The 14,103-nt window shown below is 44.3% G+C and carries 12 protein-coding genes and 1 pseudogene; 9 read left to right on the top strand and 4 right to left on the bottom strand.

Annotation, left to right across the window (positions count from 1 at the left end; translation table 11 throughout):
• Positions 1-59 precede the first annotated feature (59 nt).
• Positions 60-407: a phosphoribosylpyrophosphate synthetase gene (locus J2W55_RS18705; protein ID WP_310099202.1), complete on the top strand. Its 348-nt coding sequence runs from the start codon at positions 60-62 to the stop codon at positions 405-407.
• Between the two features lie 150 nt (positions 408-557).
• Here the strand turns inward: J2W55_RS18705 and J2W55_RS18700 are convergent, their stop codons facing one another.
• Complete coding sequence (locus J2W55_RS18700; protein WP_310099199.1) at positions 558-1,187, bottom strand: HEAT-like fold family protein; 630 nt, start codon at positions 1,185-1,187, stop codon at positions 558-560.
• 121 nt (positions 1,188-1,308) lie between these two features.
• Here J2W55_RS18700 and J2W55_RS18695 point away from each other — a divergent pair, with 121 nt between their 5' ends.
• The 3 genes from J2W55_RS18695 to guaB all read left to right on the top strand — a co-directional run bounded on the left by J2W55_RS18695 (position 1,309) and on the right by guaB (position 6,259).
• Positions 1,309-2,565, top strand: coding sequence for a M16 family metallopeptidase (locus tag J2W55_RS18695; protein WP_310099197.1), 1,257 nt, complete (start codon positions 1,309-1,311; stop codon positions 2,563-2,565).
• A gap of 25 nt (positions 2,566-2,590) precedes the next feature.
• Positions 2,591-3,868 carry a M16 family metallopeptidase gene (locus J2W55_RS18690; protein ID WP_310099195.1) on the top strand — a complete coding sequence of 426 codons (1,278 nt, stop codon included), beginning with the start codon at positions 2,591-2,593 and terminating at the stop codon, positions 3,866-3,868.
• 918 nt (positions 3,869-4,786) lie between these two features.
• A complete protein-coding gene (gene guaB, locus J2W55_RS18685) occupies positions 4,787-6,259 on the top strand; it encodes an IMP dehydrogenase (RefSeq protein WP_310099192.1) in 1,473 nt (490 codons plus the stop codon).
• Positions 6,260-6,346: 87 nt separating this feature from the next.
• On the opposite strand, the gene J2W55_RS18680 is transcribed toward guaB, so the two are convergent.
• Entirely contained in the window at positions 6,347-7,096 is a 750-nt protein-coding gene (locus J2W55_RS18680; RefSeq protein WP_310099189.1) for a hypothetical protein, read from the bottom strand.
• A 117-nt stretch (positions 7,097-7,213) separates the two neighbouring features.
• Here J2W55_RS18680 and J2W55_RS18675 point away from each other — a divergent pair, with 117 nt between their 5' ends.
• Positions 7,214-7,798 (top strand): LOG family protein, encoded by a 585-nt coding sequence (locus J2W55_RS18675; protein ID WP_310099186.1) that lies wholly within the window; start codon positions 7,214-7,216, stop codon positions 7,796-7,798.
• Between the two features lie 35 nt (positions 7,799-7,833).
• On the opposite strand, the gene J2W55_RS18670 is transcribed toward J2W55_RS18675, so the two are convergent.
• Both J2W55_RS18670 and J2W55_RS18665 read right to left on the bottom strand, forming a co-directional pair.
• The gene (locus tag J2W55_RS18670) at positions 7,834-8,151 is read right to left on the bottom strand and encodes a cupin domain-containing protein (protein ID WP_310099183.1); all 318 of its coding nucleotides are present in this window, start codon (positions 8,149-8,151) and stop codon (positions 7,834-7,836) included.
• A gap of 108 nt (positions 8,152-8,259) precedes the next feature.
• Positions 8,260-8,994, bottom strand: coding sequence for a C1 family peptidase (locus J2W55_RS18665; RefSeq protein ID WP_310099178.1), 735 nt, complete (start codon positions 8,992-8,994; stop codon positions 8,260-8,262).
• A 215-nt stretch (positions 8,995-9,209) separates the two neighbouring features.
• On the opposite strand from J2W55_RS18665, the gene J2W55_RS18660 reads away from it, so the two are divergent.
• The 4 genes and pseudogenes from J2W55_RS18660 (at position 9,210) to trxB (ending at position 13,524) form a co-directional block, all read left to right on the top strand.
• Positions 9,210-10,838, top strand: a complete 1,629-nt coding sequence (locus tag J2W55_RS18660; protein WP_310099175.1) for an acyl-CoA carboxylase subunit beta — start codon at positions 9,210-9,212, stop codon at positions 10,836-10,838.
• Positions 10,839-10,910: 72 nt separating this feature from the next.
• Positions 10,911-11,324 (top strand): DUF3592 domain-containing protein, encoded by a 414-nt coding sequence (locus tag J2W55_RS18655; RefSeq protein ID WP_310099173.1) that lies wholly within the window; start codon positions 10,911-10,913, stop codon positions 11,322-11,324.
• A pseudogene (locus tag J2W55_RS18650) lies at positions 11,321-12,492 on the top strand (dipeptidase). The gene J2W55_RS18655 and the pseudogene J2W55_RS18650 overlap by 4 nt, the downstream one beginning before the upstream one ends.
• A 75-nt stretch (positions 12,493-12,567) precedes the next feature.
• Positions 12,568-13,524, top strand: coding sequence for a thioredoxin-disulfide reductase (gene trxB, locus J2W55_RS18645; protein ID WP_310099167.1), 957 nt, complete (start codon positions 12,568-12,570; stop codon positions 13,522-13,524).
• Positions 13,525-14,103: the final 579 nt, after the last annotated feature.

Below are 14,103 nucleotides of genomic sequence, written 5' to 3'. Positions count from 1 at the left end.
ACAACAACACTCGTTTTATGGTTATAATGTACAAAGAAATTAACCAAAACATCACCAATATGAAAAATTACGATAGTTTATTGGATGCAACCAATGATCTTTTAAAAAGAGGATATACTGCCAACCTAAGCCTGGACGGCGATACCATAGACGATAATGCGCAAAATATACATATGACTGCTGACGACTTTGAAATTGATGAATTTTATAGGTTTGAGGGCGCAAGCAACCCGGATGATATGTCAATTGTTTATGCCGTGTCATCACCCAGGTACAACCTTAAAGGTGTGCTGATAAATGCTTACGGAACTTATGCCGACGACAGCTCATCGGCCATTGCGGCAAAGCTGCACCATCACCAGGTAAGCCATAACCTGCACGGCGAAGACAGGCCGAGCGCGCAGTAAGATATAACAGGTAGAAAACATTCACGCGTCATTGCTGTAAGTTAATCGCTTCCCAAGCGCTCTCTGAAATAGAGGGCTTAAAGAAAAAGCACCCTCTATCAGGGGAGATTTAGAAGGGGGGCAGTATAGCAGTGACGCGTTTTAACGAACTCATTTCTTTATCTCTTTCAATATCTTTTTTCCTCCGGCTTGCATCCCCGCGCTCCCATCGCGCATTAAAAACTCAAGCTGGCTGGCAAGTTCTTCTTCTATCCACGGAAATTTATCCTTTAAATTAAACAACGCCTTACCGGCAAAGCTTTTAACTGCTACCTTAACCTTAGGATCAATCATCCAATCAAATAATTGTTCAACAACCGGCTCCATGTCAATAGATTGCAGCTTTATCCGTATGGATTCCGGCGCATGGGCATCAGTCATGTGCATTATTATTTTGGTGTAATGCCTCATACAACTGGGGTTGTTAACCTCCTTAAAACGTGATATCAGGTACTCCAGTTCGTCGGGATAGCTTTCGGGGTCTTGTATCAGTATGGTTTCCAGCATCCAGGCCGCTCTAAAGGCAATCACCTTGTCGGTATGAAAAGTAATATCAATAATATCCCGCAAGGAAAAGTGCTGTTCCTTTAATATACGGCACATTTTGAGCACTTTAGTTTTGCCCAGTGTTTGCGAAATTTCTTTAATAAGCTGATCCTTGCTTAACATGGTTGTAGCAAATTTATGAATATGCATTAAATCGTCATTCTGAAAGTTACGGCTGTATAGAATTAAATACAAGTTTTTGATTATGAGTTTGTTACGATGGTGTTTTTAAGCTTTTTGTAATTTATACCCTGCAATTACATACACGCAAACGTAAAAATTATACCTTTACCCGTTTTAAAATTGGAAACTGTACATGGTAAAGTTTAATAAATTCACACTGGATAATGGTCTTCGGGTTATTGTTCACGAAGATAATACCACACCGATGGCGGTGCTTAACATATTATACGATGTTGGCGCGCGCGACGAAGACCCCGATCAAACCGGCTTTGCACACTTATTTGAACACCTGATGTTTGGCGGATCGGTAAATATACCCAGCTATGACGAACCGCTGCAAAGGGTAGGCGGCGAAAATAATGCCTTCACCAGCAACGATATTACCAACTATTATATCACCCTGCCTTCGGCCAACATTGAAACAGCTTTTTGGCTGGAGAGCGATCGCATGCTTAGTCTTGCCTTTAGCGAGAAAAGCCTGGAGGTGCAGCGTAATGTGGTAATTGAGGAATTTAAACAACGCTATTTAAATCAGCCTTATGGTGATGTTTGGCTAAAACTGCGCCCGCTGGTGTATAAGCAGCACGCGTACCGCTGGGCAACCATCGGGAAAACCATAAAACATATTGAAGATGCCCGCATTGAAGATGTAAAGGCATTTTTTAAAAAACACTATACCCCGCAAAACGCCATTATGGTTGTTGGCGGCGATGTGAAGCTGGAGCAGGTTAAACAACTTGCCGAAAAATGGTTCGGGCCAATTCCGGCGGGCCAAAAATATCATCGCAACCTGCCGCAGGAACCTGAGCAGCACGAAGAACGCCGCGAAACGGTTACAGCAAAAGTGCCGCTTAATGATGTGTACATTGCTTTCCAGATGGGAGCCAGGCTTGATGATGATTATTATCCTACCGAACTGTTGTCAGATGTGCTGTCGCGCGGCAATTCGTCGCGGTTATATCGTAGTCTGGTACAGGACAAACAAATATTTAGCGAAGTACATGCCTATATAACCAGCAGCCTTGACAAAGGCATGTTTGTGCTTGAAGGTAAGCCGCTCGAAAACATTAGTATTGAACAGGCAGAAGCCGCCATTTGGGAAGAGTTGGAGAAGGTAAAAGCTGAAGAAATACCGGCCGACGAGCTAACCAAAGTGCAGAACAAAACCGAATCGACCATGGTATTTGCCGAAATGTCATTACTGGATAAAGCCATGAACCTGGCGTCATTTGAGCTTTTAGGCGATGCTGAGATGCTGAACCAGGAAACTGACAGATACCTGGCGGTAACCGCAAGCCAGATAAAAGACGTTGCCAACAAAATATTCAGGAAAGATAATTCATCAACCCTTGTTTACCTGGCCGAGAAAAATGAATTAAGTGCTGTCTGAAAAGACAAACTAAACGAACAAGAACATGATCGACAGAAAATTAGCCCCCGAATTTAAGGCTATTGATAATATAAACCTCATTAAACCTGAACATACAAAGCTGGATAACGGCTGTAATGTTTTTTGCTTTAACTCCGGCGACCAGGAACTGGTGCGTATTGAATGGATATTTAATAATCTGCGCTTTGACCCGGCACGGCCCTTGCTCAATATGGCAGTTAATACCATGCTTACCGAGGGTACCGCCAACTTAACCGCCGCGCAAATTGCCGATAAAATTGATTTTTACGGCGCATTTTTACAGGTAGACTATGCTTATGAAAATTCGCAGGTTACGTTGTACAGCTTAAATAAGCATTTACACCATACGCTGCCGGTTATTATGGATCTCCTTACCAATTCGGTATTCCCTGAAAAGGAACTGGAAACCTTTAAGCGCAACCAACAACAAAAATTGCAGGTGAGCCTGCAAAAAAATGATATACTTGCCCGCCGCGATTTTAATAAAGCGGTATATGGCGATACCATTTATGGCCTGGGTGCAAGTTTTGATAACTATAAAAGCCTGCAGCGCGATGATATGCTTGCGCATTTTAAACAAATGTACCAGCCATCAAACTGCACGCTGATAGTGGCGGGTAAAATTGAGCCCGATACTTTAACGCTTATCAAAGATAGTTTTGATAAAAGCTGGACAAACGGTACAACTCCTGCCGATATAACCCAGCCCGAAATTCAGCCGGCTACTGAACTATTTTATTTTACAGAGAAACCGGATGCCCTGCAATCGGCTATCAGGATAGGTCTGCCGGTAATAAATCGCAACCATCCCGATTTTCAGCCCTTACAGGTATTGAATACGGTTTTGGGCGGATACTTTGGGTCAAGGCTTATGGCAAATATCCGTGAGGATAAAGGTTATACCTATGGCATAGGCTCGGGCCTTAGCTCATTTAAGCAGGGCGGCGCGTTCTTTATCGCTACAGAAGTTGGCGCTGATGTTTGCAGGGCAGCTATGAACGAAATTGAAAAGGAGATAGGTATACTGAAAACCCAACTTGTACCCGATGATGAATTGTCGCTGGTGCGCAATTTTATGCTGGGCTCATTATTAGGTAGCCTGGAGAACGTTTTTTCACACGCCGATAAATTTAAAAGTATATATTTTGCAGGCCTTGATTACGATTATTATGACCGCTACGCGCTAACCGTAAAGAATATTACCTCGGCAAAACTACAGGAACTGGCCAATAAATACCTGAATTTCGATCAGTTTTACAAAGTGATCGTAGGGAAATATTAGGAAATTTCGGATTTGGGAAGTTCGATCTTTTTTTACCATTCCCCGTTGTCATTTCGATAAGCAAGCATTGGGTTGGGCGGGGGTGCGAAGAGAAATCTTGTACGGTTTGACACCTCAGGTATAAGATTTCTCACCCTTGCCTTTCACCGTCCCCCCTTCAAGGGTTCGAAATGACATCGTTTTTTTACCATTCCCCCGTTGTCATTTCGATGAGCAAGCGCTGGGGTTGAGCGGGGTGCGAAGAGAAATCTTGTACGGTTTGACACCTCAGGTATAAGATTTCTTACCCTTGCCTTTCATCGTCCCCCCTTAAAGGGTTCGAAATGGCATCGTTTTTTTACCATTCCCCCGTTGTCATTTCGATGAGCAAGCGCTGGGATTGAATGGGGTGCGAAGAGAAATCTTGTACAGCTTGACTTCCACAGGTATAAGATTTCTCACCCTTGCCCTTCACCACCCTCCTTCAAGGGTTCGAAATGACATCGTTTTTTTACTACCCCCCCCCGTTGTCATTTCGATGAGCAAGCATTGGGTTGGGCGAGGGCGCGAAGAGAAATCTTGTACAGCTTGACTTCCACAGGTATAAGATTTCTCATCCTTGCCTTTCACCGTCCCCCCTTCAAGGGTTCGAAATGACATCGTTTTTTTTTACCATTCCCCCGTTGTCATTTCGATGAACGAGCATTGGGTTGGGCGGGGTGCGAAGAGAAATCTTGTACAGCTTGACTTCCACAGGTATAAGATTTCTCACCGTTGCCTTTCACCGTCCCCTCCTTTAAGGTTCGATGCCAATCAGGAAATATCATACAAAGGCAATTTTCTGCCGGTTGTTAAATAAATCCTAAATCGAGCTTCCGAAATCCGAAATAAAAAATTACCTTTGCCCGGCAAATAATAACTCCAAAATAATTATTTGCTATGCAGTTAGACCCATCAAAATTTGTTGCCGAAGGATTAACTTACGACGACGTTTTACTACTCCCGGCTTATTCAGAAGTTTTACCGCGCGAGGTTAACACCAGTACGTTTTTAACAAAAAACATACGGTTAAACATCCCTATCATATCTGCGGCTATGGATACCGTAACCGAAGCTGGTTTGGCTATTGCCATTGCCCAGGCCGGTGGTATAGGCATGCTGCACAAAAACATGACCATACAGGCCCAGGCCGATGAAGTGCGCAAGGTTAAGCGTTCTGAAAGTGGTATGATACAGGACCCTGTAACATTGCTGGAGGATGCATTGCTTGCAGATGCCCAGCAGATCATGAAGGAGTTTGGCATCGGCGGTATCCCCGTAATTGATGCGGACCATAACCTGAAAGGCATCATTACCAACCGCGACCTGCGTTTTCAAAAAGATATGACTGTACCGGTGAGCGAGGTGATGACTAAAACCGGCCTGGTTACAGCTCCCGAAGGAACTACCCTCACAGAAGCCGCCGCCATATTGCAGGCCAATAAGATTGAAAAACTGCCTGTTGTAAATAAAAATGGCAAACTGGTGGGGCTTATCACTTATAAAGACATACAAAAAGTAAAAAACTTTCCTAACGCCTGTAAAGATGAGTTTGGCCGCCTGCGTGTAGGTGCTGCCGTTGGCGTTGCTGCCGATAATATTGACCGTGTTACTGCATTGGTTAACGCGGGTGTTGACGTGGTTACCGTTGATACTGCCCATGGCCATTCAAAAGGAGTTATTGACATGGTTAAGGCGGTTAAGAAATTATATCCCAGTCTGCAGGTTATAGCCGGTAATATTGCCACCGGCGATGCTGCTATTGCCTTGGCTGATGCAGGTGCCGATGCTGTAAAAGTGGGTATAGGCCCTGGTTCTATCTGTACCACCCGTATTATTGCAGGTGTTGGCGTTCCGCAGCTGTATGCTGTTTATGAATGTGCCAAGGCATTGGAAGGCCGGGGCATCCCGGTAATTGCTGATGGTGGTATTAAACAAACCGGCGATATTGTTAAAGCTATAGCAGCCGGTGCAAGTTCTATCATGGCAGGTTCGTTATTTGCAGGTGTTGAAGAGTCGCCGGGCGAAACCATTATATACGAAGGCCGTAAATTCAAATCATACCGGGGAATGGGCTCGGTTGAGGCCATGGCCAAAGGCTCAAAAGACCGTTATTTCCAGGACGAAACCGATGTGGTAACCAAGCTGGTTCCAGAAGGTATTGTAGGCCGCGTGCCATTTAAAGGCAACATGGCCGAAGTGATATTTCAATATATCGGCGGCTTGCGTGCAGGTATGCACTACTGTGGCGCGGCAAATATTGAGGATCTGCAAAGAGCCAAATTTGTAAGGATAACAGCTGCAGGTATGCGCGAAAGCCATCCCCACGATATTACCATCACTAAGGAAGCTCCTAACTATGCAAGCAGGTAAGCTTTAGCCTGAAAAATAAAACAGAAAGCCTGTAAGCCCAATATAATTTTATTTAAAGGCTTACAGGCTTTCTGTTTTTTATGCTTTTTACTGCCCGTTTATTGATGATAATTTGGAGAGCAAGCTATTGGAAGTTGTTATTTTTAATGCCTGATCACTGGTAAACCCTTCTTTTATCAATGCGTCAAAGTATTGTTTGTTCAGGTTGGCTATTTCAGCTATTTTTCCGGGCTGCTTAAAATAGTCAAATTGCGCATTCATCATTGAACTTACCATAGTTTTGTACATTGGCACCATTGAATTCATCGCATTGTTCATGTTATCCTGTTCTCCGGGTGCAGGTATAGGCGGTGGCGTCAATACCACATCGGTTATTTTAATTTTGGTCCCGGCAGGGTATGGTTCGGTAAGGCTTACATTATAAAAATTAAAGAAAGAAATTCCAGCTTTCCTCTGTCCGGCCCTTTCAATAATATCAATAGATTTAGCGGCAGCAGGTATCTTTTTAAAATACACTTTAAATTCAAGTTTATCGCCTTCATGAGCAAAAGTATGTTTGGCAGGGGCTATGGGTATATTATCAGATTTTACGTAGTTATAATGCTCATTGTTTACATCGGTTTGAATAAAAATTTCTTTATTTAACTGAACCCATGCGTTATTGCCATTGGCTGTATATTCTATAGTTACAATGGTGAATTGCTTATCGGTTTCTATTTTGGTTATTCTGGAGTTCCAGTCGTCCCATGTTTCAACTTTAGGGTTTGCAATGGTTTGTGCAAATGATGATAGGCAGGTTATCAGCAATAAAGCTGACAGGGTTAGGATTTTTTTCATGTGAATAATTTAGGCTATAGTTTTTATAAATATATTAATAAGCTTTTAATGTATGCATGACAATAATCAATAATAATTAAACAAATTTGAGACGCCAATAACTGATATATTTGCCGGATGAAATCTATCTGTGTATTCTGCGGTGCTAATTTTAATGGCGACCCTGCATTGAAACAGGCTGTTGTACAACTGGCCCGGGTGTTTGTGAGCCGGGACATAACCCTGGTATATGGCGGCGGCAAAGTAGGGTTAATGGGCCTGCTGGCCGATGCCGTTTTGCAAAACGGGGGTAAAGCAGTTGGGGTTATCCCGCGGTTTTTGATGGAAAAAGAAGTTGGCCATACAGGTTTAACCGAATTGCATATAGTTGAAAACATGCACCAGCGCAAACAAATGATGAGTGATCTTTGCGATGGCATTATTACCCTGCCGGGTGGTTTGGGCACGCTCGAAGAGTTTTTTGAGGTACTTACATGGCTGCAGCTTGGCCTGCATACGCACCCCGTTGGTTTGCTTAATGTGAATGGCTTTTACGATTTTTTGTTGAAACAGCTGGATGTAATGGTAGAACAAAAAATGCTGAAACCGGTTAACCGGGGCCTTGTTATCACCTCCGGTGATCCTATTGAACTTGTTAGCCTGTTAGCCAATTTCAAAGCAACACCAGACGAGGTTTGGTTCAGAGACAGAAACCTGACCTGAAAGGTTACAGGGTTTAAATGATACTTTACCAATATCTATTCTCCGCCCTCAGGGCCGTAAAAAATAACCCAGGTGGCAAAATCATCAGTAAAGTTTTCAAAACGGTGTTCAACGCCGGCTTTTACAAACAGTACATCGCCTTGCTGAAAAGTGGTGCGTACGCCATCATTTAAGAACTCACCATAGCCGCTGATAATAACATATAGCTCATCCTGCAGGTGAGGGGTTTGCGGGTCTATATTAACGGGCCGGTATATTTCAACCGACATGCTGCCGTGTTGTATAACTTTTACAAATAAATTTCCGGGCTTATCACTCAAATGTTGCAGCGCCTTTATTACTGATGATTTCATTTTATAATATGATACTTTTTTATTTAATATGATGGCTGTGCAGATTTGAAACGCATCACGTAATACTTATAGCAAAAAACCTATTCAACCTGGGTAATGGTCCAGAAATCATCTGCCAGATCTGTGCTGGTAATAGGGCATGAAAAAGTAACCCTTAAGCCCCCAGCCATCGCCCCAACTGTTGCGCACAATAAAAGCTTTCTTTTTGTCATTATATCCAACAGCCATTACAGCATGGCCGCCCAACACGCTTTCGCTTTTCTTAGGCATGGGCAGTATCCCGGTTTTGGCTACTTTATCCCCTTGAAAGCTTTCATATACGGTAAAGCCAAAAACAAAAGGGTTGCCGCTTGCAAGGCATGTTTTCAACTCGTTAACAGCAGTATTATTGAGGCGGGTGTATTGCAGCGCCTGATTTTTTTTGGCTTTGGTATATAATGATTTCTTGGGCTTCTTGCTAAATTTACTGACCTCATAAGGCCAAAGGGTTTCGTCACAAACACCCTGTGTGGCTACGGATTTGATGCCATCACGTAGCTGCGCCCCGCTATCTTCGTCAATATGGCCTTCCATCACGCGTTCGTTGTAATAAATAAACAACCTGGAGGGGTTAAATACCTGTTGTTTTTGCCTCATCAGTTCAAACTGAAAGGCCCCGGCAATGGCATTTGCGGTGCAGGAGCCCAGCGCACCCTGATCATAAACTTCGGGGCATTGCGCCCGCAGATCGATCATCGGCGGAACAGCTTTGGTTAGTATTGCATGACGTACAACGGCATACCTTAAGTCTCTGTGATCTGGCAGGTCGGGCACCCAGCCATAATGTTTGGTTTGTTGTATCATGATGAAGGGAATTTAGTTGTACAATAAAGGTAGGCTGTTTAGTATTGATTTGTAAACGTGTTTTTACGCAACCTCATACGTGCTGATACCTGATATTTAAAAGTATAAGGTATTGATTAGCAACTGTATCGTACATCGGTGCAAAACAAAACAGTAATTCAGTAGCTTTTCATCCTGTAATTTTTCCTATTTTACATTTCCTATCAAAACCAATTATGGATATCGGGTTCAATATAAATGAAGATATAAATAAACAGCTTGTTTATGAGCTGAATGCCAGGCTAAAAAAAGTACAGGAGGGCGGCGGCGAAAAAGCGGCAGCCAAACAAAAGGAAAAAGGAAAAATGCTCGCCCGGGAGCGTATAGCTTACCTGATAGACAATGACAGGCCCTGGCTCGAATTTGGCGCTTTTACCGCCGATGGCATGTATGCCGAACATGGCGGCTGTCCTTCGGGGGGCGTTATATGCGGCATTGGCTATGTATCGGGCAGGCAATGTGTGGTGGTTGCCAACGATGCCACGGTAAAGGCGGGTGCCTGGTTCCCCATAACGGCTAAAAAGAATCTGCGTGCTCAGGAAATAGCCATGGAGAACCGCCTGCCTATTATTTACCTTGTTGACTCGGCGGGGGTATACTTGCCTTTACAGGACGAGATATTCCCGGACAAGGAGCATTTTGGTCGTATTTTCCGTAATAATGCCATCATGAGCAGCATGGGCATCATCCAGATATCGGCCATTATGGGCTCGTGTGTTGCCGGTGGTGCTTACCTGCCCATCATGAGCGATGAAGCGATGATCGTAGAAGGTACGGGCTCGGTTTTTTTAGCGGGTTCATATCTTGTAAAATCGGCCATCGGGGAGGACGTTGATAATGAAACACTCGGCGGGGCAACAACCCATTGCGAAATATCCGGCGTTACCGATTATAAGCAACCCGATGATAAAACCTGCCTTGATTCTATCCGCAACATCATGAGCATGACCGGCGATTACAATAAAGCCGGGTTTGACCGCATCCAGCCATCCCCGCCTAAACTGAACGAAAAAGAAATTTACGGCATATTACCCGATAACCGGGAAAAGGCTTATGATATGCATGAGATCATCCTGCGCCTGCTTGATGATTCGGCATTTGAGGAATATAAGGAAGGTTATGGCAAATCAATCATTTGCGGCCTGGGCCGTATTGACGGCTGGGCCGTGGGTATTGTGGCCAACCAGCGCAAGGTGATCAAATCAAAAAAAGGCGAAATGCAGTTTGGCGGCGTTATTTATTCTGACTCGGCCGATAAGGCCACCCGCTTTATCATGAACTGCAACCAGAAAAAGATACCGCTGGTGTTTTTGCAGGATGTTACCGGGTTTATGGTGGGCAGCCGGTCTGAGCAGGGCGGCATTATTAAGGATGGCGCTAAAATGGTGAATGCCGTGGCTAATTCTGTTGTGCCCAAGTTTACTATTGTGATAGGCAATTCATACGGTGCCGGTAATTACGCCATGTGCGGCAAGGCTTATGATCCCCGACTGATCTATGCTTGGCCATCGGCCAAAATAGCCGTAATGGGTGGCGGGCAAGCCGCAAAAACGCTGCTGCAGATACAGGCTGCCGGACTGAAAGCCCGCGGTGAAGTAGTTGACGAAGTAAAAGAACAGGAATTACTAAAACAAATAACAGACCGCTATAACGCCCAAACTACGCCATATTACGCAGCCGCTAGGCTTTGGGTGGACGGTATTATTGATCCGCTGGAAACCCGTATGGTGATATCTATGGGCATTGAGGCCGCCAATCACGCGCCTATTGAAAAAGCTTTTAATGTTGGTGTGATACAAACGTAAGGCGGATAGACAAAAGAGTAAGGATAATTAAATAAAAGAATCCTATAAAGGTTCAGACAAAAATTAGCGGTCATGAATGTCACGATTGACGAATTAATATCGCTCACAGGAGGAGCTTTCTTTTTAACGCTGGGTATCGGTAAGTTAAATGAGCGCCGTAAACTTTTAAAGACAGGAGTTAAAGCTGAAGGTGTGGTTTTTAGCGTTGAATATGAAAGATCTTCTGATAATAGCAGGGGGATCTATTACCCAGTCGTCAGATATAAAACTACAGAGAACGAGTGGGTAACTAAACAATATGGAATCGGTAGTTCGCCCTCAGCATATACAGAAGGTGACGAGGTTAATATTGTCTATGATATAACAGATAGCAAACATTTTATAATTGATAACTGGCAGACCAAATTATTTGGCCCGTTAATGATGATCATTGGTATATTATTAATTGTTGGCGTGTTTATTTATCACATTTTATATCAATTATGAAAAAACTTCTGCTGCCTTTACTGCTGTTTTCTTTAAAACTTTCTGCGCAAAACGCGCAGCAGGTCCATCAGAAAGCAATTTTAATTGATACCCATAATGATGTGTTTTCAAACCAGCTTATCAACAGATTTGATCTGGCTAAACGGCAAACAGAAGGTAACTTTGATCTTGTAAGAGCCCGGGAAGGCGGATTGGATGCACAGATCTTTTCTATCTGGTGTGGTGAAAAATATGGTAAAGGAACAGCTTTTGCCATGGCCAACCGAGAGATAGATTCGTTATACGCCCTTATTGGCCGCAATCCGAATAAAATAGCTCTGGTACGCAATAGTGCTGAACTAAAAGAAGCTGTTAAGCAAAAAAAGCTGGCAGCCCTGATAGGTGTTGAAGGCGGCCACATGATTGAAGACCGTATGGATTACATTGACAGCCTGGCCAAACGCGGTATGCGTTATTTAACCCTTACCTGGAACAACAGCACCTCCTGGGCCACATCAGCGCGTGACGAGGTAACCAAAAAAGATAGTCTGCCGCATTTGGGTTTAACCGATTATGGCAGGCAGATAGTACATCATTTAAATGAGCTGGGCGTAATGGTTGATGTATCGCACGTTGGCGAACGTACTTTTTATGATGTGCTGGCCGCCACCAGCAAACCGGTTATCGCGTCGCACAGTTGTGCTTACACACTTGATCCGTTCCGGCGTAATTTAAAGGACGATCAGCTCAAAGCCCTGGCAAAAAACGGGGGAGTAGTGTGCGTGAATTTTTATAGCGGTTTTGTCGACAGTACTTATACGGCAAAAGTGCTGGCGTTTTTGCAGCAGCATAAAACCGAGGTGGATTCGCTTGTAAAAATATATCATGACAACGACCTGGCCAATATCAGGTTGAACGCTATCTACAAAACGGAATCGGATAAACTAAGGCCGCCTTTAAGTATGCTCATACACCATATTGATTATATAGTCAAATTGATTGGCGTTGATCATGTAGGCATTGGCTCTGATTTTGACGGTTCCGAATCGTTCCCTTTAGGAATGGATAGCGTGTCTGACTACCTAAAATAACCGAAGAGCTATTAAAATTGCATTACAGCGAAAAGGATATCGATAAAATTTTAGGCGGGAATGTGATGAGGGTGCTTAAAGCAAACACGGGTAAATGATGGCATATAACTGACTGTTACCCCTTGCCTGATACACAGATAAACCTTAAATTCGCATACATTTTTTTATAATCAATGTCTCAAGAAACTGAACACATAAAATGCCTTATCATAGGCTCCGGGCCTGCCGGTTATACCGCGGCTATATATGCTTCAAGGGCTGATCTTAAGCCCGTTATGTACACCGGTTTATTAGCCGGCGGACAGCTAACACAAACCACCGAAGTAGAGAATTTTCCAGGATACCCTGAAGGGATCATGGGTCCCGAAATGATGGAAGATCTGCGTAAACAGGCCGAGCGCCTGGGTACCGAGATCCGTTTTGGCTATGCAAGTTCGGTTGATTTTTCAAGCCTGCCACATAAAGTGGTTATTGATGATATCAAAACCATTACCGCCGATACCGTGATCATCGCGACAGGGGCATCAGCCAAATGGCTTGGGTTGGAATCTGAACAAAAATATAGTGGCTTTGGTGTTTCGGCCTGCGCCGTGTGCGACGGTTTCTTTTTCAAAGGACAGGATGTTGCTATAGTAGGTGCCGGTGATACCGCTGCCGAAGAAGCTACATATCTGGCTAAATTGGCCCGTAAGGTATATATGATCGTTCGTCGTGATGAGTTTCGTGCCTCCAAAGCCATGGTACACCGCGTGTTGAACACCCCTAATATCGAGATACTTTATAATACTGAAACCAAAGAAATTTTGGGCGACGGACAAAGTGTAACCGGGGTTAAGGTAGTGAACAATGTAACCAATACCGATACTGACCTTGATGTTACCGGTTTTTTTGTCGCCATAGGCCATCACCCCAATACCGATATTTTTAAAGGCTGGTTAAACATGGACGAAACGGGCTATATCATCACCCGTCCCGGCTCAACCGAAACCAATGTTGAAGGCGTATTTTGCTGCGGCGATGCCCAGGATCACATTTACCGCCAGGCTGTTACCGCCGCCGGTACAGGCTGTATGGCAGCTATTGATGCCGAACGTTACCTTGCAGCAAAAGAGCACGTTGTAACGGCCTAAGCTCAAGAGTTTTATATAAATCTTCTCTAAAGAAGATCTTAATAAATAATTGAAAGCCAACTATGTATAGTTGGCTTTTTCTTTTGATCATCGGTTTACCTGACAAATGTTCGAACGCGGGGTAGACTCACCCCGGCACCGCTGCGCTGGCCGACCCTCTCTATGGCTTCGCCATAAAGAGGGTTACGAATAATTGTTGTTGCATTTGATTTTTAGTTCCCTCATTGCGCCGCAGGCGGAGAGAGGGATGTCGGGCGGAGCGACGACAGGGTGAGTCTAAAACGCGGGGCAGACTCACTCCGGCTACGCTGCGCTGGCCGAGCCTCTCTATGGCTTCGCCATAAAGGGGGTTGCAAATAATTGTTTTCTGCATTTGATTTTTTCCCGTTCCCTCTTTGCGCCGGAGGCGGAGAGAGGGATGTCGAGCGGAGCGACGACAGGGTGAGTCAAAACGCGGTGGACTCACCCCGGCACCGCTACGCTGGCCGACCCTCTCTATAGCTTCGCCATAAAGAGGGTTGCGAATAATCGTTGTTGCATTTGATTTTTCCGTTCCCTCTTTGCGCCGCAGGCGAAGAG

The organism is Mucilaginibacter pocheonensis (genome assembly GCF_031456535.1).
Lineage (GTDB): Bacteria > Bacteroidota > Bacteroidia > Sphingobacteriales > Sphingobacteriaceae > Mucilaginibacter > Mucilaginibacter pocheonensis.
The sequence above is the reverse complement of the archived record's forward strand: the minus strand, read 5'-3'. Positions and strand labels throughout refer to the sequence as shown.

Excerpts from the sequence above, each read along its gene's own strand:
- J2W55_RS18705 (WP_310099202.1), top strand. The coding sequence starts at position 60 with ATGAAAAATTACGATAGTTTATTGGATGCAACCAATGATCTTTTAAAA.
- J2W55_RS18695 (WP_310099197.1), top strand. The coding sequence starts at position 1,309 with ATGGTAAAGTTTAATAAATTCACACTGGATAATGGTCTTCGGGTTATT.
- J2W55_RS18690 (WP_310099195.1), top strand. The coding sequence starts at position 2,591 with ATGATCGACAGAAAATTAGCCCCCGAATTTAAGGCTATTGATAATATA.
- guaB (WP_310099192.1), top strand. The coding sequence starts at position 4,787 with ATGCAGTTAGACCCATCAAAATTTGTTGCCGAAGGATTAACTTACGAC.
- J2W55_RS18680 (WP_310099189.1), bottom strand. The coding sequence starts at position 7,096 with ATGAAAAAAATCCTAACCCTGTCAGCTTTATTGCTGATAACCTGCCTA.
- J2W55_RS18675 (WP_310099186.1), top strand. The coding sequence starts at position 7,214 with ATGAAATCTATCTGTGTATTCTGCGGTGCTAATTTTAATGGCGACCCT.
- J2W55_RS18670 (WP_310099183.1), bottom strand. The coding sequence starts at position 8,151 with ATGAAATCATCAGTAATAAAGGCGCTGCAACATTTGAGTGATAAGCCC.
- J2W55_RS18665 (WP_310099178.1), bottom strand. The coding sequence starts at position 8,994 with ATGATACAACAAACCAAACATTATGGCTGGGTGCCCGACCTGCCAGAT.
- J2W55_RS18660 (WP_310099175.1), top strand. The coding sequence starts at position 9,210 with ATGGATATCGGGTTCAATATAAATGAAGATATAAATAAACAGCTTGTT.
- J2W55_RS18655 (WP_310099173.1), top strand. The coding sequence starts at position 10,911 with ATGAATGTCACGATTGACGAATTAATATCGCTCACAGGAGGAGCTTTC.
- trxB (WP_310099167.1), top strand. The coding sequence starts at position 12,568 with ATGTCTCAAGAAACTGAACACATAAAATGCCTTATCATAGGCTCCGGG.